The sequence below is a fragment of the Rhodanobacter sp. Root627 genome (genome assembly GCF_001427835.1).
Taxonomy (GTDB): Bacteria; Pseudomonadota; Gammaproteobacteria; order Xanthomonadales; family Rhodanobacteraceae; genus Rhodanobacter; species Rhodanobacter ginsenosidimutans.
This window is the reverse complement of sequence record NZ_LMGW01000002.1, coordinates 482,327-500,828: the sequence shown is the minus strand read 5'-3', so window position 1 is coordinate 500,828 and position 18,502 is coordinate 482,327. Positions and strand designations below refer to the sequence as shown.

The following is an 18,502-nucleotide window of genomic DNA, read 5'->3' as shown; positions in this document are numbered from 1 at the left end:
GCTGGCGGAGAGGATCAAAAGCGAACCCCACCCCCAACCCTCCCTTGCAAGCAGTGGAGGGGGCGAAGCAGATGGCGGGTTCTGGCTCATCCTCCACGAGAAGGAGGGAAGGTTATCCAGCCTCAGTCGATACCCAGCTTCTTCAGCTTGTAGCGCAGTGCGCGGAAGGTGATGCCGAGCTTTCTGGCGGCGGCGGTCTTGTTGTAGCGGGATTCTTCCAGCGCCTTGATGATCGCGGTGCGTTCCAGGTTGCTGATGTAGTCGTCGAGACCGCCATCGGCGCCCGGTGCCGGCGCTGCCGGCGGCTGGCCGAGCGCGGGTTCGGCGGCGGGTTCGGGGCTGGGGCGAGCTGTCCGCTGCGGCAGCATCAGGTCGGCCGCGTCGATGCGTTCGCCGTCGCACATGGCCATGGCGCGTTCCAGGATGTTTTCCAGTTCGCGCACGTTGCCGGGGAAATCATAGGCTTCCAGCGCCTGTTTCGCTTCGGCCGACAGCTGCCCGACGCCACCGCCGTTCTTGCTGGCCAGTGCCTGCAGGATGAACCCGGACAGTTGCGGCACGTCGCTGCGACGCTCGCGCAACGGTGGCACGCGCAGCTCGATCACGTTGATGCGATAGAACAGATCCTGGCGGAACTGGCCTTGCTCAACCAGCTGGCCCAGGTTCTTGTGGGTGGCCGAGAGGATGCGCACGTCCACCGGGATCTCGTCGCGACCGCCGATGGCGCGCACTGCTTTTTCCTGGATCGCGCGCAGCAGTTTCACCTGCATGTGCAGCGGCAGTTCGGCCACTTCATCGAGGAACAGGGTGCCGCCCTGCGCTGCCTGGAACAGGCCTTCCTTGTCGGCGCCGGCGCCGGTGAAGCTGCCTTTGCGGTGGCCGAAGAACTCGCTCTCCATCAACTCGGACGGGATGGCGCCGCAGTTGACCGGGATGAACGGGCCGGCCGCGCGGGGGCCTTGCTCGTGGATCAGTCGCGCCACCAGCTCCTTGCCCACGCCCGATTCACCGGCGATGTAGACCGGCGCCTGGTTGCGGGCGAGCTTGGCGATGGTGGTGCGCACTTGCTGCATCGCCGCCGAGTCGCCGATCAGGCGCGAGCCGAAGTCGCCGGCCTTGGTGGCGCCGCCGCCGTTGCGCTTTTCCTCGGCCAGCCGCAGCGCGGTGCGTACCAGGCCGCGCAACATCTGGATGTCCACCGGTTTGGAGACGAAGTCGAACGCGCCGGCTTTCAACGCGGTCACCGCCGCGTCGACGTTGCCGTAGGCGGTAATCATCGCCACCGGTGTGTCCGGGCAGGTTTCGGCGATCAGCTCGATGATCTCCTGGCCGTTGCCGTCGGGCAGGCGCATATCGGTGAAGCAGAGGTCGTACGTGCGTTCGGCCAGCGCGCGTCGCGCGTCGGCGACGGTGCCCACGGCGTCAACCTGCAGATCCATCCGGCCCAGCGTGATGGTCAGCAGTTCGCGGATGTCGCGTTCATCGTCGATGACCAGAACGGTCTGTGCAGTCATGGGCTTCTTGGTTGGCAACGGTGCTGTGCAGGTTACTAGGGCAGGGCGAAAGGTCAACGCGTGGCGGCGCGATCGGCTACCTCCGCGTCGGCCGGATTGCGCGCCGGCGGCGTCAGCACCAGCCGGAAACAGCTGCCGCCGCCGGGTACGCGCACGTATTCCAGCGCGGCCTGGTTGGCGTCGCTCATCTGCCGGGCCAGGTACAGGCCCAGGCCGGTGCCGTATTCGTGGGTGGTGTAGAACGGCTCGAAAATCTGCGCGGCCACTTTCGGCGCGATGCCGGGGCCGCGATCGATCACTTCGAGGATGGGCACGCCATGTTCGCCACGACGCGCCACCACCAGCACCCGCGCCGCCTGGCCGGGCATGCGGCCATAGCGCAGCGCGTTCTGCACCAGGTTCCAGATCACCTGCTGCAGTTGCTGCGGGTCGGCCACGGCGGCGACCTCGACATCGCTGTTGGTGACTGCGCGCAGCGTGTCGGCGCCGATGTCGTTGCCTTGCTTGTATTCCTCCACGAACGACTGCGCCCAGTGGCCCAGGTCCAGCGTTTCCGGCCGCGAGCGTTCGCGCCGGGACAGCTGCAGGATGTTCTCGATGATCTCGTTGAGGCGGATGCAGTGGTTGTTGATGATCTCGACCATGCGCTGGTCGGTGCTGTCCATGCTTTTCGATTCGGCCAGCAGCTGCGCGGAGTAGCGGATGGCCGCCAGCGGGTTGCGGATCTCGTGCGCGATGGAGGCGGACAGCCGGCCCAACGAGGTCAGCGTGAGCTCTTCGGCGCGGCGCGACAGCAGCGAAGTGTCGTCCAGGAAGATCAGTACGTGGGAGTCGTCGTTCGGCGCCAGGCGCGAGAAACGCGGCACCACCTCGGGCACGCCGTCGGCCAGCTGGGTGGCGGTTTCGTCCAGCTTGCCCGAGGTCATCCAGTGATACAGGCGGCGCGACAGTTCCGGCGCCAGCTGCCCCAGGTCGCGCTGGTCGGCGCCGGGGTTGCCCATCAGCATCCAGGCCGATTCGTTGATCTGGTGGATGCGGTTGGCGTCGTCCACCAGCAGCACGCCGGTTTTCATGCGGCGGATGATCAGCTCGTTGACCTGCGCCAGGTTGGCCAGGTCGGTGCTGCGCTGCTCGGCCAATGCCTCGGTGGCGCGCAGTTGCCGGCCCAGCACGTGGCACAGCGTGGTGGTGGCGAAGTAGGCCAGGCCGAACAGCGCCGCTTCCAGCAGGTCGCGGTCGCCGGCACCCGCGGAGCTGGTGTCCAGCAAGGTGTGGCCGAGGGTGCCCAGCGTGGCCAGCGCCGCGAAAAAGCTGGACAGGCGCAGCGGCAGGATCAGCGCGCCCGCGCTGAGGTTCACTGCCAGCATCATGGCGATGCCGATGTGGGCTTCGCGCATCGCGGTGATCGCCAGCAGCGCGCCGCCGATATCCACCACCAGCGCCACTGAAACCGCGAGCCGGGCATGCGGCATGCTGCGCCGGTTCAGCAGCAGCGACACCAGCGCGAACAGCAGATAGGCCTCGGCCACGTGGTGGGCGAAGGCGGGGTCGGGCACGTTGGGCCAGCCCAGTCCCGTGGGGCTGAAGGCCAACCCCATGTAGACCAGCGCCTGGACCAGGCGGAAAACGTTGAGAAAGGTAAGTTCGTTGTAGAACGTCGTGGCGGGTCCGCTGGAGGCGGGCAAAAGTGACGTGCTGGACATTCGCAAGGCACTCCGTGGCAGTTGCGCGAGTATAAGCGGCGCGCGCCAGGCGCGCAGTGCGTGGAACACGGTTTTTCGATGCACTGGCAGGCGCCAGCTGCCGCGTCGCGGGTTGAGCCATGCGCGGGCATTTGCGAGCATGGCCGTCTGCGCAACCGCATGCCGTGATTGATCCGGCTGCTCCGCCCCCTCTCCCCCGAACAAGGTAGAACGCCATGCATGACTGGCTTTCAGGGCATCAGTTTTTCCACATCCCGGTATTGCGCTGGGCCTATGCCGCGCTGGTGACGCTGGGTGGCTTCCTGCTGACTCGCGGCGTGTTGCGCGTGGTGTCGACCCGCTTGCGCAAACTGGCCGAGCGCACCGGCAGCGCCGCGCTGACGATCATGGCCTCGGTACTCAAACTGACCAGCGCCACCCTGCTTTTCCTGCTTTTCGTACTGATCGGGCTGCATGTGCTGCAGCCGTCGCCACAGGTGGCGCGCTGGCTCGACAGCCTGATGTTTCTCGTCGTCGGTTTGCAGGTGGGGCTGTGGGCCAGCCATGCGATCAGCGCATGGACGGCCAGCAGCCTCCGCCGTACCGGCACAGGCGCGGGCAACCCGGTCGTGATGACGATGCTGAGCTGGTTTGCGCGCACCATGGTGTGGGCGTTGCTGCTGCTGGCGGTGCTGGACAACGTGGGCGTCAACGTGACCGCGTTCGTGGCCAGCCTGGGCATTGGCGGCATCGCGGTGGCGCTGGGTTTGCAGAACGTGCTGAAGGATCTGTTCGCCTCGCTGGCGATCGGCCTGGACAAGCCGTTCGAGATCGGCGAATTCATCCAGTTCGGCGATTTCCTGGGCACGATCGCGCACGTGGGCATCAAGACCACCCGCATCCGATCGCTCAGCGGCGAGGAGATCAGCATCAGCAACTCGATGCTGCTGGATCAGACCATCCGCAATTACAGCCGCATGCAGACGCGGCGCATCGTGTTCGGCTTCGGTTTGCCGATCGACACGCCGCGCGGCAAGGTCGAGCAGGTGGTCGAGGCGGTGCGCGATATCGTCGGCGCCGTGGAAAACACCAGGCTGGACCGGGCCCACTTCCAGCGATTCGGCCCCAGTTCGCTGGATTTCGAGGTGGTGCACATCGTGCAAAGCCCCGACTACAACGTCTACATGGATATCCAGCAGGGCATCAACCTGGCATTGATGCAACGGCTGGAAGCGCTTGAGCTGACCTTCGCGGTGCCCGTGCGCACCTTGCGGGCGGATGGGGCGGTTTACGTGCCGGCCGCGGAGGGCGGCACGAGCCCTGCCGGCTAGGCCGGGCCGGGGCTTTCGCGCCGCGCAGGCCGCGCCGGGCCTCGCTTTGGGGGCTGGCTCTTTCCATTGCGGCCCCCATCCGCGAAAATAGCGGGCCGAATCGCGTGGATTTTGCCCGTTTCAACGGCATCGATCTTCCCGCTTTCCGCCTTCGTGACCCACGCCGCCGCACCGTGTGCGGCCACCATGTTCCCCCGTTCGCTCGAGGTATCGAATGAATTTCCACGAATACCAGGCCAAAGAACTGTTCGCGCAATACGGCATCGCCGTGCCGCCGGGCAAGGTCGCCAACTCCCCCGACGCTGCCGTCGATGCCGCCAAGGCACTGGGTGGCACGCAATGGATGGTCAAGGCGCAGATCCACGCAGGCGGCCGCGGCAAGTCCGGCGGCGTCAAGTTCTGCCGCAGCTTCGATGACGTGCGCGCCGCCGCCAAGGCGATGCTGGGCACCAACATGGAAACCTACCAGTCGGCCGGCCGCGCGCTGCCGGTGAACCTGGTGCTGGTGACCGACGCCACCGACATCGCCCGCGAGCTGTACCTGTCGATCCTGGTCGACCGCGATTCCAAGGCCGTCTCGTTCATCGCCTCCAAGCACGGCGGCGTGGACATCGAGCAGGTGGCCAAGGACACGCCCGAAGACATCCACACCATCGTGGTCGACTTCGTCGAAGGCCTGCAGCCGTACCAGTGCCGCCAGCTCGGCTTCGCGATGGACCTCAACAACAAGCAGGTCAACCAGCTGACCAAGATCATGCTGGGCCTGTACAAGCTGTTCAACGAACAGGACCTGGCCCTGGTCGAGCTGAACCCGCTGGCCGTGCTGGAAGACGGCAACCTCGCCGCGCTGGACGGCAAGGTCAACTCCGACGACAACGCCGAGTTCCGTCATCCGAACCTGGCCGCGATGCGCGACCTGACCCAGGAAGACGCCGCCGAAGCCGCCGCGCAGCAGAGCAACCTCAACTACGTGACGATGGATGGCAACATCGGCTGCATGGTCAACGGCGCCGGTCTGGCCATGGCCACCATGGACGTGATCAAGCTGGCAGGCGGCGAGCCGGCCAACTTCCTCGACGTGGGCGGCGGCGCCACCAAGGAGCGCGTGACCGAGGCGTTCAAGCTGATCACCTCCTCGGACAAGGTCAACTGCATCCTGGTCAACATCTTCGGCGGCATCGTCCGCTGCGACATGATTGCCGAGGGCATCATCGCCGCGGTCAAGGAAGTGGGCCTGAAGATTCCCGTGGTGGTGCGCCTGCAGGGCACCAATGTGGAGAAGGGCCGCGAACTGCTGGCCAACTCCGGCCTGGCGATCACGCCGGCGGATGATCTCAACGACGCGGCCCAGAAAGCCGTGGCTGCGGCCAAGGCCTGAGGAGCAATCGAAACATGAGCGTACTCGTCAACAAGAACACCAAGGTGATCGTGCAGGGCTTCACCGGCCAGCAGGGCACCTTCCATGCGCAGCAGTGCCTTGATTACGGCACCCAGATCGTGGGCGGCGTGACCCCGGGCAAGGGCGGCTCCGAGCACATCGGCCTGCCGGTCTACAACGAAGTGGCCGAAGCCGTGCTGGAAACCGGCGCCGACGCGTCGGTGATCTTCGTGCCGCCGCCGTTCGCGGCCGATTCCATCCTCGAAGCGATCGACGCCGGCATCAAGACCATCGTGGCGATCACCGAAGGCATCCCCGTGCTGGACATGCTGCGCGTGAAAAACGTGCTGGCCCAGCATCCGGAAGTGGTGCTGATCGGGCCGAACTGCCCCGGCATCATCACCCCCGGCGAATGCAAGATCGGCATCATGCCCGGCCACATCCACCAGAAGGGCAAGGTCGGCGTGGTTTCGCGCTCCGGCACGCTCACCTATGAAGCGGTGTTCCAGACCACCAACGAAGGCCTGGGCCAGAGCACGGTGATCGGCATCGGCGGCGACCCGATCAACGGCCTGAACTTCATCGACTGCCTGAAGCTGTTCCAGGACGACCCGCAGACCGAAGGCATCATCATGGTCGGCGAGATCGGCGGCAGCGCCGAGGAAGACGCCGCTGAGTTCATCGGCGAATACGTCAAGAAGCCGGTGGTTTCCTTCATCGCCGGTGCCTCCGCCCCTCCGGGCAAGCGCATGGGCCACGCCGGCGCGATCATCTCCGGCGGCAAGGGCACCGCCGCAGCGAAGTTCGCCGCGCTGGAGAAGGCCGGCGTCACCACGGTGAAGTCGCCGGCCGACCTGGGCAAGGCGCTCGCCAAGCTGATGAAGTAAGCCGTGATGGCACGTTGTTGATGAAAGGCCGCGCATTGCGCGGCCTTTTGTTTCCCGGCACGGTTGAAAGGCTCACGACCATTCCCTTCTCCCGCTCGCGGGAGAAGGTGCCCGACAGGGCGGATGAGGGCGCTCTTGGCATGCCTGGGCCGCAGCCATTTGGACGGCCGATCGCGGCATCCCGCAGCTGCGATAAGGTTCTTGACCAACGCTATGGATTACCATGGCCGTCCATTTTTCCGGAAACGTTTTTCGCCATGGCAAAGTTGCGTCTGGCATTGGCCCAGCAGGATTTCCCGGTCGGCGCGGTGGCTGCCAACGCGAATCGCGTGCGCCAGCTCGCCGCCGCGGCCGCGGCGGGCGGGGCGGCGCTGGTGGCGTTTCCGGAGCTGACGCTGAGCGGCTATCCGCCCGAGGATCTGTTGCTGCGTCCCAGTTTCCTGGCGGCCTGCCAGAGCGAACTGGCGGTGCTGGCCGCGGGTTCCGCTGACGTCGCCGTGCTGGTCGGGCATCCGCACAGCGAAGGCGAAGTGTTCAACGCCGCCAGCCTGCTGCGCCAAGGCCGCATCGAGGTGACGGCGCACAAGCAGGCGCTGCCGAACTACGGCGTGTTCGATGACATGCGCTATTTCCAGCCAGGGCACGAAACCGCCACGGCGGTGATCGATGGTGTCACCGTGGGTCTGTTGATCTGCGAGGACGTCTGGCGCAGCGAACCGGCCGCGCAGGCGGCGGCGGCCGGTGCGCAATTGCTGCTGGTAATCAATGCCTCGCCGTGGGACGACGCCAAGCAGGCCGAGCGCGAGGCCGTGCTGGTGGCGCGCGCGCGGGAGACCGGCTGCGCGATCGCCTATCTCAATCTGGTCGGCGGCCAGGACGAGGTGGTCTACGACGGCGCCTCGATCCTGGTCAATGGCGACGGCTCCATCGCTGCGCGGGCGCCAGCATTCGTGGATGCCTTGCTGTGGGCGGAGTTCGACACCGAAACGCGCATGCTGGCCGCGCAGGACTGGCCGCTCGCCGCTGACCCCAGCGCCGACGCCACGCTGTATCGCGCGCTGGTGCGCGGCATTCGCGACTACATCGACAAGAACGGCTTCCCCGGCGTGCTGCTGGGCCTGTCCGGCGGCATCGATTCCGCGCTGACCCTGGCGCTGGCGGTGGATGCGCTGGGCGCCGATCGCGTCACCGCGGTGATGATGCCCACGCGCTACACCTCGCAGCTGTCGCTGGACGGCGCGCAGGCGCAGGCCGAACGGCTCGGCGTGGCATATCACGTGATCTCGATCGAGGCCACCTACGAATCCTTCGTGGATGCGTTGGCTCCGGCGTTCGCCGGCAAAGCGGCCGATACCACCGAGGAAAACCTGCAATCGCGCACCCGTGGCGTGATGCTGATGGCGCTGTCCAACAAGCACCGCCAGCTGCTGCTGGCCACCGGCAACAAGAGCGAGATGGCGGTGGGTTACGCCACGCTCTATGGCGACATGTGCGGCGCGTATGCGCCACTGAAGGACGTGTACAAGACGGTGGTGTACCGGTTGGCGCGCTGGCGTAACAAGGCCGGGATTGGGGATTCGGGATTCGGGATTCGGCAGAGCGAATCCTCGCCAGACGGCGGCCTTTCACGAATCTCAAATCCCAAATCCCCAATCCCGGAAGAAGTCATCGACCGCCCACCATCGGCCGAACTGCGCGACAACCAGACCGATCAGGATTCGCTGCCTGCGTACGACGAACTGGATGGCATCCTCAACCGCTTCATCGAACGCGAGCAGTCGCAGGCGGAGATCGTGGCGCAGGGTTTCGACGCCGACACCGTGCACCGCGTCGTGCGCCTGGTGCTGGCCAACGAGTTCAAGCGCCGCCAGTCCGCGCCGGGGCCGCGGGTGACCACGCGGGCGTTCGGAAGGGAGCGGAGGTACCCCATCACTTCCGGATGGAAGTGATAAATCCTCCGCAATCCATTCATCCTCACCGCTGACGACCGCGATCATGCCTATGGAGCGATCCCGCCCACCGCCATCGCCCCCTCTTCCCGCACCCGACACAAAAAAAACCGGCTCAACGCCGGTTTTTTTCCTTCACCCAACCGCCCCCCTCAATGATGCCCCGAAAACGGCACCATCTTGCGCAAGGTGGACGGCGGGTGCGGCCACTTGGGGTCGTCCAGATACGGATGATCGGGATAGTTCAGCGCCAGCACCTTGCGCACCTGCTCGGCCTGGTCCTTCTGGTCCATCGACAGGTAGCTGCGGCTGAGGATGGCCAGCGCGTCGCCGGTCTGTGGTGCCTGCTGGTAATGCTCGATCACGTACTGGGCACGATCGGCCGAGGCCACATAAGCCTTGTTGCGCAGGTAGAACTCGGCCACGTTGATCTCGTACTGGGCCAGCACGTTGCGCAGGTAGATCATCCGCTGGCGCGCATCGGCGGTGTAGGCGCTGTCCGGGAAGCGGCGCGCCAGCTCGGAGAAATCGTCGAACGCCTGCAGGTTGTAAGCTTGGTCGCGCCGCGACTGCTGGTCGCTGCGCTTGAGCAGGCGCTCGATCGCGCCACTGGTGCGATCGAAATTGATCAGGCCGCGCAGGTAGTAGGCATAATCGACGTGCTTGTTGGTCGGATACGTCTTGATGAACCGGTTCACCGTCGAAAGCCCGTCGTCGGGCCGGTTGGCCTTGTACTGCGCATAGGCCAGTTCCAGCTGCGCCTGTTCGTTGTACTCACCCGAGGGGAAGCGTGCGATCAGGCGTTCGTAGGCCTTGCCGGCGGCGGCGTAATCGGACTTCTCCAGCGAGACGTGCGCCTTGTTGTACAGCGCGTCCACCGGCATCGTGTCGAGCGAGTCATGCTTGCTCCGGAATATGGAGCAGGCGCTCAGCGACACGACCACGGCGATCACGACGAGCCCCTTCAGGACAGGCAAGTCGAACTTCGGCAACTTCATTACGCGCATGGGAAAGAATTCAGATGTTTGATCGAAAAGGCATGATAGCGGAAACCGGCCCGGCCTCGCGGAGCCCGGCGTGACCACCATCAGGCAGGAAGCGGCGGTGCCATTGACCGCCGCAGGACGCAGGTTCGACCAGGCTTTGGCCGAGATGTTCCCGGATTATTCGCGCTCGCGTCTCAGCGGCTGGATCAAGTCCGGCGCGGTGACGCTCGACGGCGCCCAGGTGCCGCCGCGCCAGTTGCTGCGCGGTGGCGAGCAGGTGGTGCTGCAGGCGGAGCTGGAGAACGAGGTCACCAGCGCGCCGGAAGACATCGCGCTGGACATCGTGCACGAGGACGACCACCTGCTGGTGCTGAACAAGCCGGCGGGCCTGGTGGTACACCCGGGCGCCGGCAATCCGGCGGGCACCCTGCTCAACGCGTTGCTGTTCCGCGATCCCAAGCTGGCCGAACTGCCCCGTGCGGGCATTGTGCACCGGCTGGACAAGGACACCTCCGGCCTGATGGTGGTGGCGCGCACGCTGCCTACGTACACGGCACTGGTCGACCTGCTGTCGCGACACGAGGTGGAGCGCCAGTACGAGGCGGTGGTGCTGGGCACGATGGTGGCCGGCGGCACGGTCGATGAACCCATCGGTCGCAGCATGGGCGACCGCCTGCGCCAGGCCGTGCGCGACGAGGAGGACGGCAAGCGCGCCGTCACCCACTACCGGCTGCGCGAACGCTTCCGCGCCCACAGCCTGGTGCAGTGCCAGCTGGAAACCGGGCGCACGCACCAGATCCGCGTGCATCTGGCGCATGTCCAGCATCCGCTGATCGGTGATCCGCTCTACGGCGGCGGGCTGAAGCTGCCCAAGGGCGCTTCAGCGGAACTGGCTGCCACGCTGCGCGGCTTTCGGCGCCAGGCGCTGCACGCCGAAAAGCTGTCCTTCATCCACCCCGCCACCGGTGAAACGGTGTCCTTCAGCGCCGAACGGCCGGCCGACCTGCGGTTGCTGATCGAGGCGTTGCGAGCGGACCTGGCCGAACACGGCTCGGATCATTACTGAGGAGGGGAAGAAAACCCCAAGGCGTGCGACGCTCCCGATTCCCGATTCCCGATTCCCGATTCCCGATTCCCGATTCCCGATTCCCGATTCCCGAAAAAATGACCGAATCCTGGATTTTCCCCGACTGGCCCGCGCCGCCGCAGGTGCATGCGGCGGTCACTACGCGGCACGGGCCGGGTGTGTCCGCGGCGCCGTTCGAGCGTTTCAACCTTGGCCTGCGCAATGGCGACGTGGCCGAGGCGGTGGCGACCAATCGCAGTGCCTTGCAACAGGCCTTGGCGTTGCCGGCGGCGCCGCGCTGGTTGCGGCAGGTGCACGGTCGCGAGGTGGCCGAGCTGGGGCCGTTGCCCAGCGCCGACGAGCCGGTGGCCGATGCGGCGGTGTCGCGGGTGCCGGGTACGGTGTTGTCCATCCTCACCGCCGATTGCCTGCCGGTGCTGTTCTGCGCCGTGGATGGGCGTGAAATCGCCGCCGCGCATGCGGGTTGGCGCGGGTTGGCCGGCGGTGTGCTGGAGGCGACGCTGGAGCAGATGGCGTCGCCGCGCGGCGACGTGCTGGCATGGCTGGGGCCGTGCATCGGCGCGGCGTCGTATGAAGTGGGCGACGAGGTGCGCGCGGCTTTCGTGGCAAGCGATGCCGTCGCCTCGGCGTGCTTCGAGCCGACGCATCCCGGCCACTGGTTGTGCGATCTGGCCGGGCTGGCACGCCAGCGTCTGCAGGTGGCCGGGGTCCGGCACGTGAGCGGCGGTGGTTTCGACACTCTTGCCGATCCCCGCTTTTATTCGTACCGCCGTGATGCCGCGGGCAGCGGCCGTTTCGCCAGCCTGATCTGGCTGGAACCGTCCAGGCGCGGCTGACGCACCGCGCGTCGCTCAGCCCAGCGTCTCGGCAACCCGCCGTTGCGCCACCGGCGCTTTTTCGGTCAATGCGCTGAGGAAGGATTTGCGCCAGAACGTGATGTCGTTGTGCTCCAGCACCTTCATCATCGCCCGCCAGCGGTCGCGCCGTTCGGGCAGCGGCATGTTGAGCGCGCGCTGCAGCGCGTCGGCCACCTCTTCGGTATCGGCCGGGTTCACCAGCAAGGCGGTGGTGAGCTCCTGCGCCGCGCCGGCGAAGCGCGACAGGATCAGCACGCCCGGGTCGTCGGGGTTCTGCGATGCCACGTATTCCTTGGCCACCAGGTTCATGCCGTCGCGCAGCGGCGTCACCAGGCCGACGCGCGCGCTGCGGTAGTAGCCGGCCAGCAATCGGTGGGGAAACGACTTGTTGATGTAGCGCAGCGGCGCCCAGTCGGGGGTCGCGTACTTGCCATTGATGTGGCCGGCGCTGCGTTCCAGTTCGCGGCGGATCTGCCGGTATTCCAGCACGCTGCCACGCGAGGGCGGTGCGATCTGCATGAAGGTGACCTGGCGGTGCAGCTCCGGTGCGCGTTCCAGCAGCCGCGCGAACGCCTCGAAGCGCTGCGGCAAGCCCTTGGAATAATCCAGCCGGTCGACGCCGATGATCAGCGCGCGCCCATCCAGGCTGGTGCGCAGCTGGTTGATCTCCTTGTGCGCGCGGGCGTCGCTGGCCGTCCTGGCGATACCCGCGGTGTCGATGCTGATGGGGAACGCCGCGGCGCGGAATATCCGCCCGCCGGCCGAGCGCATGCGTCCGCCAAGGCGCATGGAGGCGCCCGCCTCATGCAGGAAATAGTCCTCCAGCGCGCGCAGGTCGCGGGTGGTGTGCACGCCGATGAGGTCGTAGCTGGCCAGGGTTTCCAGCAACTCGCGGTGGTTGGGCAGGGCGATCAGCAGGCCGGCGGCCGGCAACGGCGTATGCAGGAAGAAGCCGATGCGGTTCCTGACGCCGCGCTGGCGCAGCATCGCGGCCAGCGGAATCAGGTGATAGTCGTGTACCCACAGCACGTCCTCTGGCGTGATCAGCTTGCACAGGTGCTGGGCGAAGATCTCGTTGACGCGCAGATAGCCTTCCAGATGGCTGCGCTGGTAATCCACCAGGTCGGGGCGGTAATGCAGCATCGGCCACAGCGTGCCGTTGGCGAAGCCGGTGTAGAAGTCGTCGTGGTCGGCGCGCGACAGGTCGATGGTGGCGTAATCCACCTTGGCGTCGTGCAGGCGATGCACCTCGGCACCGGTTTCCGCGGCCAGCTTTCCACTCCAGCCAAACCACAGGCCGCCCAGTTCATGCAGCGCCGCCTGCAGCGCGGAGGCAAGGCCGCCGGTCGCGGTTTGTCGCGGCAAGGCCACGCGGTTGGAGACGACAACGAGGCGCCCCTTGGTGTTGCGGTTGGCCATCACAAGGCATCCTCCCAGCGGCGCGACAGGCGCATGGCGGCCTGGATCAGCCCCACCAGCGAGTACGTCTGCGGATAATTGCCCCAGTGCTCGCCGCTGTCGGGTGCAAGGTCTTCGGACAACAACCCCAGCGCAGTGCGCTTCTTCAGCATGTGCTCGAACATCGCCCGCGCCCGATCCCTGCGGCCGGTGGCGGCCAGCGCCTCGATGTACCAGAACGTGCAGATGTTGAAGCTGGTTTCCGGCGCACCGAAATCGTCCGGGGCGATGTAGCGGAACAGGTATTCGCCGCGGCCCAGAGCCGCGCCGATGGCGTCCACGGTGGCGATGAAACGCGGGTCCATCGGCTCGACGAAGCCGATGTCGGCCAGCAGCAACAGGCTGGCGTCCAGATGATGGCCATCGTAGGCATCCACGAAATGGCCCAGCTCGGCGTTCCACGCGCGCGCCTCGATGCGCGCATGCAATTGCACCGCCGCGTCGTGCCAGTAGCGGGCGCGGTCGTCCAACCCCAGTTCGGTGGCGATGTGCGCCAGCCGGTCGCAGGCGGCCCAGCACATCGCCGCCGAGTAGGTGTGCACCGCGGCGCGGCCGCGGAACTCCCACAGCCCGGCATCCGGCTCCTCGGCGGTGCGCAGCGCCAGTGCGCCCATGCGTTCCAGCCGCTGGAAGGTGAGCTTGTCGCCGCGGTGCTCCAGTCGGCGGTCGAAGAACAACTGCGCCGAGGCCAGCACCACCGAGCCGTACACATCGTTTTGCCGCTGGCGCCAGGCGTCGTTGCCCACGCGCACCGGACCCATGCCGCGGTAGCCGGCCAGGCTGGGCACCTGGCGCTCGGTCAGCTCGCGCTCGAAGGTGATGCCAAACACTGGTCCGATCTCCGCGTCGCCGGTTTCCGGATCCGGTTGCGCCGCGATCAGGTTGAACACGTAGCGGATGTATTCCTCCATCGTGCGGGTGGCGCCCAGACGGTTCAGCGCGCGCACGGTGAACGCGGCGTCGCGCAGCCAGCAGTAGCGGTAATCCCAGTTGCGCGCGGTGCCGGCGGATTCGGGGATGGAGGTGGTCAGCGCCGCCACGATGGCGCCGGTGGCCTCGTACTGGCACAGCTTCAGCGTGATCGCGGCGCGGATCACCGCGTCCTGCCATTCGTACGGCACCGACAGGTAGCGCACCCACTCGCGCCAGTATTCCAGCGTGCGCTCCAGCATCAGGTGGAAGAACACCGTCGGGCTTTCGCTGAGGGTTTCGTCGGGGCCGAAGATGAAATGGGCTGGACGATCCAGCCCGAACGCCAGCCCGCGCTCGATCAGCGGCGTGGCCACGTCGCTGGTCAGGCGCTGCACCACGCTGGTCAGCAGGTAGCGGATGTGATTGCTGCCCGACGTGGTGGGCGCCACGCGCGCGCCGTAGTCGCACAGTGGGCGCAAGCGCACGCGGATGCGCGGCGAGCCGCTGATCGGGCTGACCCGGCGCGCCAGCATCACCGGATGGTAGAAGCGGCCGTTGGAGCGATGCCGGGGCGCGAAATCGATGATCTCCACCGCGTCGCCGTGGCGGCTGAAAAGGCGGGTGACCAGCACGGCGGTGTTCTGCAGGTAGTACTGCTCGGCGTGGTCGAAATCCTCCAGCTCGATCGACCAGTCGCCGCCCTCGGTGGTGGGTGACAGCAGCGCGCAGAAGCTGGCGTCGTCGTCGAAGCGGGGCAGGCAGCACCATACGATGCGCGCGTGGCTGTCGATCAGTGCGGCAACGCTGCCGTTGCCGATCACGCCAAGCTCAAGGCTGGCGGGCAGTGTGGCCTCCGGGGATTGGGGCATGGGCGGGGGTTCCTTGCATCAGGGCGTCCAGGACGCGATCCAGCCAAGCTTGCGTGGCAGCAGGGCCAGACAATGTGAAACGGGCATGGGTGGGTTCACGGTTGCCCACGCGCACGCTGATGCCATGACCTTCGTTGATGCTGGCAAAAGCATGCTCGTCGGTGAGGTCGTCGCCCAGGTAGATCGGCAAGCGGCCGAAAAATGGCTCGCTGTCCAGCAACTCCAGCAGCGCCTTGCCCTTGTCCATGCCCGCGGGCTTGAACTCCAGCACCAGGTTGCCTGGCTGCAGTTCGTAGCCGGGCAGCTGTGGCAGCAGGGCGATGGCCGCCGCCTGCAGCGGCGCGAACTGCGCGGGCGCGCGACGGCAATGCAGGGCGACGCCGTTGTGTTTGTCCTCCCACGTCACACCCTCGAAACGGGCGGCCAGCGCCTGCGCGGCGCGGCACAGCTGCGCCTGCTGCGCGGGGTCGGTGGCGATCTCGCGAACGCTGCCATCGACGCGCCGCAACTGCAGGCCGTGCAGGCCGGCAGCGGCCCAGTGCGAGGCGCCGAAAATGCGGTCAAGGTCAGCCAGACCACGCCCGCTGACCAGCGCCATCGCACCATCGAGCGCCCGATGCAGCGCGTGCAGCAGCTCCCGCAGCGGGGCGCCGGCGGATACCGCCAACGGGTCGTCGACGAAATCCAGCAAGGTGCCATCGACGTCGAGGAACAGCGCCCAGCGCGCATCGGCGGCGGGCAGGGGCGGCGGTGGAAGTGCGGCCGGTGGCGCGGTCGCGGTGGCGGGATTCGCGGTCGACATCCGGATGACTCTAGCAAACGCGGTGTGAAAGGAAGTTTGCGAGGAGGCGCGGTCGAGCGACTCGCATGGCTGCCGATGCGCTTGAATCATCGGCGTCCGTCCGCATGTCGCATGTCAGCGGCGCGCCTCGCGCCAACCTCGATGGTGGACATCACGATGCGAATGGACAAACTCACGTCGCGTTTCCAGCAGGCGCTGGCCGACGCGCAATCGCTGGCCGTGGGCCGCGACAACAACATGCTGGAACCGGCCCATGTCATGGCCGCGCTGCTCAACCAGCAGGGCGGCTCCACCGCGCCGTTGCTGACCCAGGCGCAGATCAACGTGCCGGCGCTGCAACAGCGCGTCAATGACATGCTGGAACGATTGCCGCGGGTCAGCGGCGAGGAAGGCAACATCAACCTCGGCAATGACCTCAACCGCCTGCTCAACCTCACCGACAAGCTGGCCCAGCAGCGCGGCGACCAGTTCATCGCCAGCGAGCTGTTCGTGCTGGCGGCGCTGGAGGACAAGGGCGAGCTGGGCACGGCGCTGAAGGCCGCGGGCGCGAACAAGGCGAATCTCGAAGCGGCCATCGAGAAGCTGCGCGGCGGCGAAAAGGTGCAAAGCGAGAACGCCGAGGAGCAGCGCCAGGCGCTGGAGAAATACTGCATCGACCTCACCGAACGCGCCGAGCGAAACAAGCTCGATCCGGTGATCGGTCGCGACGAGGAAATCCGCCGCACCATCCAGGTACTGCAGCGGCGCACCAAGAACAACCCGGTGCTGATCGGCGAGCCCGGCGTGGGCAAGACGGCGATTGTCGAAGGCCTGGCCCAGCGCATCATCAAGGACGAAGTGCCGGAGGGCCTGCGTGGCCGCCGCGTGCTGGCGCTGGACATGGGCGCGTTGATCGCCGGCGCAAAATTCCGTGGCGAGTTCGAAGAGCGGCTGAAGGCCGTGCTCAGCGACCTTTCGAAGCAGGAAGGCCGCGTGATCCTGTTCATCGACGAGCTGCACACCATGGTCGGCGCCGGCAAGGGCGAAGGCTCGATGGATGCGGGCAACATGCTGAAGCCGGCGTTGGCACGCGGCGAGCTGCATTGCATCGGCGCCACCACGCTGGACGAATATCGCAAGTACATCGAGAAGGACGCCGCGCTGGAGCGGCGCTTCCAGAAGGTGTTCGTGGGCGAGCCATCGGTCGAGGACACCATCGCGATCCTGCGCGGGCTGAAGGAGCGCTACGCCGTGCATCACGGCGTGGAGATCACCGACCCGGCCATCGTGGCCGCCGCCACGCTGTCGCACCGCTACATCGCCGACCGCCAACTGCCGGACAAGGCGATCGACCTGATGGACGAGGCCGCCTCGCGCATCCGTATGGAGATCGACTCCAAGCCCGAGGAACTGGACCGACTGGAACGTCGGCTGATCCAGCTCAAGATCCAGCGCGAGATGCTGAAGAAGGAAAAGGACAGCGAGTCGAAGCAGCGCCTGGCCGATCTGGAAACCGACATCGAGAAGCTGGAGCGCGAGTTCTCCGACCTCAACGAAATCTGGAAATCCGAGAAGGCCGCGCTGCAAGGCACCACCAAGGTGAAGGAGCAGATCGAGCAGGCCAACCAGGATCTGGAGGCCGCCCGGCGCGCGCAGGATTACGCGCGGATGAGTGAAATCCAGTACGGCAAGCTGCCTGCGCTGGAGAAGCAGCTCGCCGCCGCGCAGACCGCCGAGACGCAGGATTTCAAGCTGGTGCAGACCAAAGTCACCGCCGAGGAAATCGCCGAGGTGGTGGCGCGCTGGACCGGCATCCCGGTCAGCAAGATGCTGGAAGGCGAGCGCGACAAGCTGCTGAAGATGGAGGACGAGCTGCACAAGCGCGTGGTCGGGCAGGACGAGGCGGTGCACGCCGTGGCCGATGCGATCCGCCGCTCGCGCGCTGGCCTGTCCGATCCGAACCGGCCGAACGGCTCGTTCCTGTTCCTTGGCCCCACCGGCGTGGGCAAGACCGAGCTGTGCAAGGCGCTGGCCGAATTCATGTTCGACACCACCGACGCCATGGTGCGCATCGACATGAGCGAATTCATGGAGAAGCACTCGGTGAGCCGCCTGGTCGGCGCGCCTCCCGGCTATGTCGGCTACGAGGAAGGCGGTTACCTCACCGAAGCCGTGCGCCGCCGGCCGTACAGCGTGATCCTGCTGGACGAGGTGGAGAAGGCGCATCCGGACGTGTTCAACATCCTGCTGCAGGTGCTGGACGACGGCCGCCTCACCGATGGCCAGGGCCGCACCGTGGATTTCCGCAACACGGTGATCGTGATGACCTCGAACCTGGGTTCGCAGATGATCCAGGACGCGTCCGAAAACGGCGGCGACGCGGAAGAGCAGTACACCCAGATGAAGGCCTCCGTGATGGGCGTGGTGCAGGTGCACTTCCGGCCCGAGTTCATCAACCGGCTGGATGAGATCGTGGTGTTCCGTCCGCTGGACAAGGCGCAGATCCGTGCGATTGCGCGCATCCAGCTGCAGTACCTGGAGAAGCGCCTGGCCGAGCGTCAGTTGCGCATGGACGTCAGCGATGAGGCGCTGACCTTGCTGGGCAACGTGGGCTTCGATCCGGTCTACGGCGCGCGGCCGCTGAAGCGGGCGATCCAGCAGCAGCTGGAAAACCCGCTGGCACGGCAGATCCTGCAGGGCCAGTTCCAGAGCGGCGACACCATCGAGGTGGTGGCCGAACACGGCCAGCTGGAGTTCCGCAAGATCGGTGCCCAGCCCGGTTGACCGCCGGCCGTTTGCCGGCGACACAAA

Annotated in this window: 13 protein-coding genes; 7 read left to right on the top strand and 6 right to left on the bottom strand. The window is 66.5% G+C overall.

The genetic code is table 11. The annotated features are described in order from the left end of the window. Positions 1 to 122: 122 nt before the first annotated feature. The gene (locus ASD68_RS09540) at positions 123 to 1,514 is read right to left on the bottom strand and encodes a sigma-54 dependent transcriptional regulator (protein WP_056084080.1); all 1,392 of its coding nucleotides are present in this window, start codon (positions 1,512 to 1,514) and stop codon (positions 123 to 125) included. A 53-nt stretch (positions 1,515 to 1,567) separates the two neighbouring features. Further along, a complete protein-coding gene (locus ASD68_RS09535) occupies positions 1,568 to 3,217 on the bottom strand; it encodes an ATP-binding protein (RefSeq protein WP_056606098.1) in 1,650 nt (549 codons plus the stop codon). A 215-nt stretch (positions 3,218 to 3,432) separates the two neighbouring features. Between ASD68_RS09535 and ASD68_RS09530 the strand changes: the two genes are divergently transcribed. The 4 genes from ASD68_RS09530 to ASD68_RS09515 all read left to right on the top strand — a co-directional run bounded on the left by ASD68_RS09530 (position 3,433) and on the right by ASD68_RS09515 (position 8,741). After that, complete coding sequence (locus tag ASD68_RS09530) at positions 3,433 to 4,527, top strand: mechanosensitive ion channel family protein (RefSeq protein ID WP_056082215.1); 1,095 nt, start codon at positions 3,433 to 3,435, stop codon at positions 4,525 to 4,527. A gap of 214 nt (positions 4,528 to 4,741) precedes the next feature. Then, positions 4,742 to 5,905, top strand: a complete 1,164-nt coding sequence (gene sucC / locus ASD68_RS09525; protein WP_056606091.1) for an ADP-forming succinate--CoA ligase subunit beta — start codon at positions 4,742 to 4,744, stop codon at positions 5,903 to 5,905. 14 nt (positions 5,906 to 5,919) lie between these two features. Continuing rightward, on the top strand, positions 5,920 to 6,792 hold the full coding sequence (gene sucD, locus ASD68_RS09520; protein ID WP_056082207.1) for a succinate--CoA ligase subunit alpha: 873 nt from the start codon (positions 5,920 to 5,922) through the stop codon (positions 6,790 to 6,792). Between the two features lie 257 nt (positions 6,793 to 7,049). Next, positions 7,050 to 8,741 carry an NAD+ synthase gene (locus ASD68_RS09515; protein WP_056606089.1) on the top strand — a complete coding sequence of 564 codons (1,692 nt, stop codon included), beginning with the start codon at positions 7,050 to 7,052 and terminating at the stop codon, positions 8,739 to 8,741. A 152-nt stretch (positions 8,742 to 8,893) separates the two neighbouring features. Here the strand turns inward: ASD68_RS09515 and ASD68_RS09510 are convergent, their stop codons facing one another. Further along, positions 8,894 to 9,748 (bottom strand): outer membrane protein assembly factor BamD, encoded by an 855-nt coding sequence (locus ASD68_RS09510; protein WP_056606088.1) that lies wholly within the window; start codon positions 9,746 to 9,748, stop codon positions 8,894 to 8,896. A 70-nt stretch (positions 9,749 to 9,818) separates the two neighbouring features. Here ASD68_RS09510 and rluD point away from each other — a divergent pair, with 70 nt between their 5' ends. Continuing rightward, complete coding sequence (rluD, locus tag ASD68_RS09505) at positions 9,819 to 10,793, top strand: 23S rRNA pseudouridine(1911/1915/1917) synthase RluD (RefSeq protein ID WP_056606085.1); 975 nt, start codon at positions 9,819 to 9,821, stop codon at positions 10,791 to 10,793. Positions 10,794 to 10,891: 98 nt separating this feature from the next. After that, positions 10,892 to 11,650 carry a peptidoglycan editing factor PgeF gene (pgeF, locus tag ASD68_RS09500; RefSeq protein ID WP_056606081.1) on the top strand — a complete coding sequence of 253 codons (759 nt, stop codon included), beginning with the start codon at positions 10,892 to 10,894 and terminating at the stop codon, positions 11,648 to 11,650. Between the two features lie 15 nt (positions 11,651 to 11,665). Here pgeF and otsA read toward each other — a convergent pair whose 3' ends face one another. The 3 genes from otsA to otsB are packed head-to-tail and all read right to left on the bottom strand — an operon-like array spanning position 11,666 to position 15,712. After that, entirely contained in the window at positions 11,666 to 13,090 is a 1,425-nt protein-coding gene (otsA, locus tag ASD68_RS09495; protein ID WP_056606077.1) for an alpha,alpha-trehalose-phosphate synthase (UDP-forming), read from the bottom strand. Further along, positions 13,090 to 14,910 carry a glycoside hydrolase family 15 protein gene (locus ASD68_RS09490; RefSeq protein WP_056606075.1) on the bottom strand — a complete coding sequence of 607 codons (1,821 nt, stop codon included), beginning with the start codon at positions 14,908 to 14,910 and terminating at the stop codon, positions 13,090 to 13,092. The genes otsA and ASD68_RS09490 overlap by 1 nt, the downstream gene beginning before the upstream one ends. After that, positions 14,870 to 15,712, bottom strand: a complete 843-nt coding sequence (gene otsB, locus ASD68_RS09485) for a trehalose-phosphatase (protein ID WP_056606073.1) — start codon at positions 15,710 to 15,712, stop codon at positions 14,870 to 14,872. Before otsB ends, ASD68_RS09490 begins: the two co-directional genes overlap by 41 nt. Positions 15,713 to 15,868: 156 nt before the next feature. Here otsB and clpB point away from each other — a divergent pair, with 156 nt between their 5' ends. Then, a complete protein-coding gene (gene clpB, locus ASD68_RS09480; protein ID WP_056607444.1) occupies positions 15,869 to 18,475 on the top strand; it encodes an ATP-dependent chaperone ClpB in 2,607 nt (868 codons plus the stop codon). The last annotated feature ends 27 nt before the right edge of the window (positions 18,476 to 18,502 follow it).

Excerpts from the sequence above, each read along its gene's own strand:
- ASD68_RS09540 (WP_056084080.1), bottom strand. The coding sequence starts at position 1,514 with ATGACTGCACAGACCGTTCTGGTCATCGACGATGAACGCGACATCCGC.
- ASD68_RS09535 (WP_056606098.1), bottom strand. The coding sequence starts at position 3,217 with ATGTCCAGCACGTCACTTTTGCCCGCCTCCAGCGGACCCGCCACGACG.
- ASD68_RS09530 (WP_056082215.1), top strand. The coding sequence starts at position 3,433 with ATGCATGACTGGCTTTCAGGGCATCAGTTTTTCCACATCCCGGTATTG.
- sucC (WP_056606091.1), top strand. The coding sequence starts at position 4,742 with ATGAATTTCCACGAATACCAGGCCAAAGAACTGTTCGCGCAATACGGC.
- sucD (WP_056082207.1), top strand. The coding sequence starts at position 5,920 with ATGAGCGTACTCGTCAACAAGAACACCAAGGTGATCGTGCAGGGCTTC.
- ASD68_RS09515 (WP_056606089.1), top strand. The coding sequence starts at position 7,050 with ATGGCAAAGTTGCGTCTGGCATTGGCCCAGCAGGATTTCCCGGTCGGC.
- ASD68_RS09510 (WP_056606088.1), bottom strand. The coding sequence starts at position 9,748 with ATGCGCGTAATGAAGTTGCCGAAGTTCGACTTGCCTGTCCTGAAGGGG.
- pgeF (WP_056606081.1), top strand. The coding sequence starts at position 10,892 with ATGACCGAATCCTGGATTTTCCCCGACTGGCCCGCGCCGCCGCAGGTG.
- otsA (WP_056606077.1), bottom strand. The coding sequence starts at position 13,090 with ATGGCCAACCGCAACACCAAGGGGCGCCTCGTTGTCGTCTCCAACCGC.
- ASD68_RS09490 (WP_056606075.1), bottom strand. The coding sequence starts at position 14,910 with ATGCCCCAATCCCCGGAGGCCACACTGCCCGCCAGCCTTGAGCTTGGC.
- otsB (WP_056606073.1), bottom strand. The coding sequence starts at position 15,712 with ATGTCGACCGCGAATCCCGCCACCGCGACCGCGCCACCGGCCGCACTT.
- clpB (WP_056607444.1), top strand. The coding sequence starts at position 15,869 with ATGCGAATGGACAAACTCACGTCGCGTTTCCAGCAGGCGCTGGCCGAC.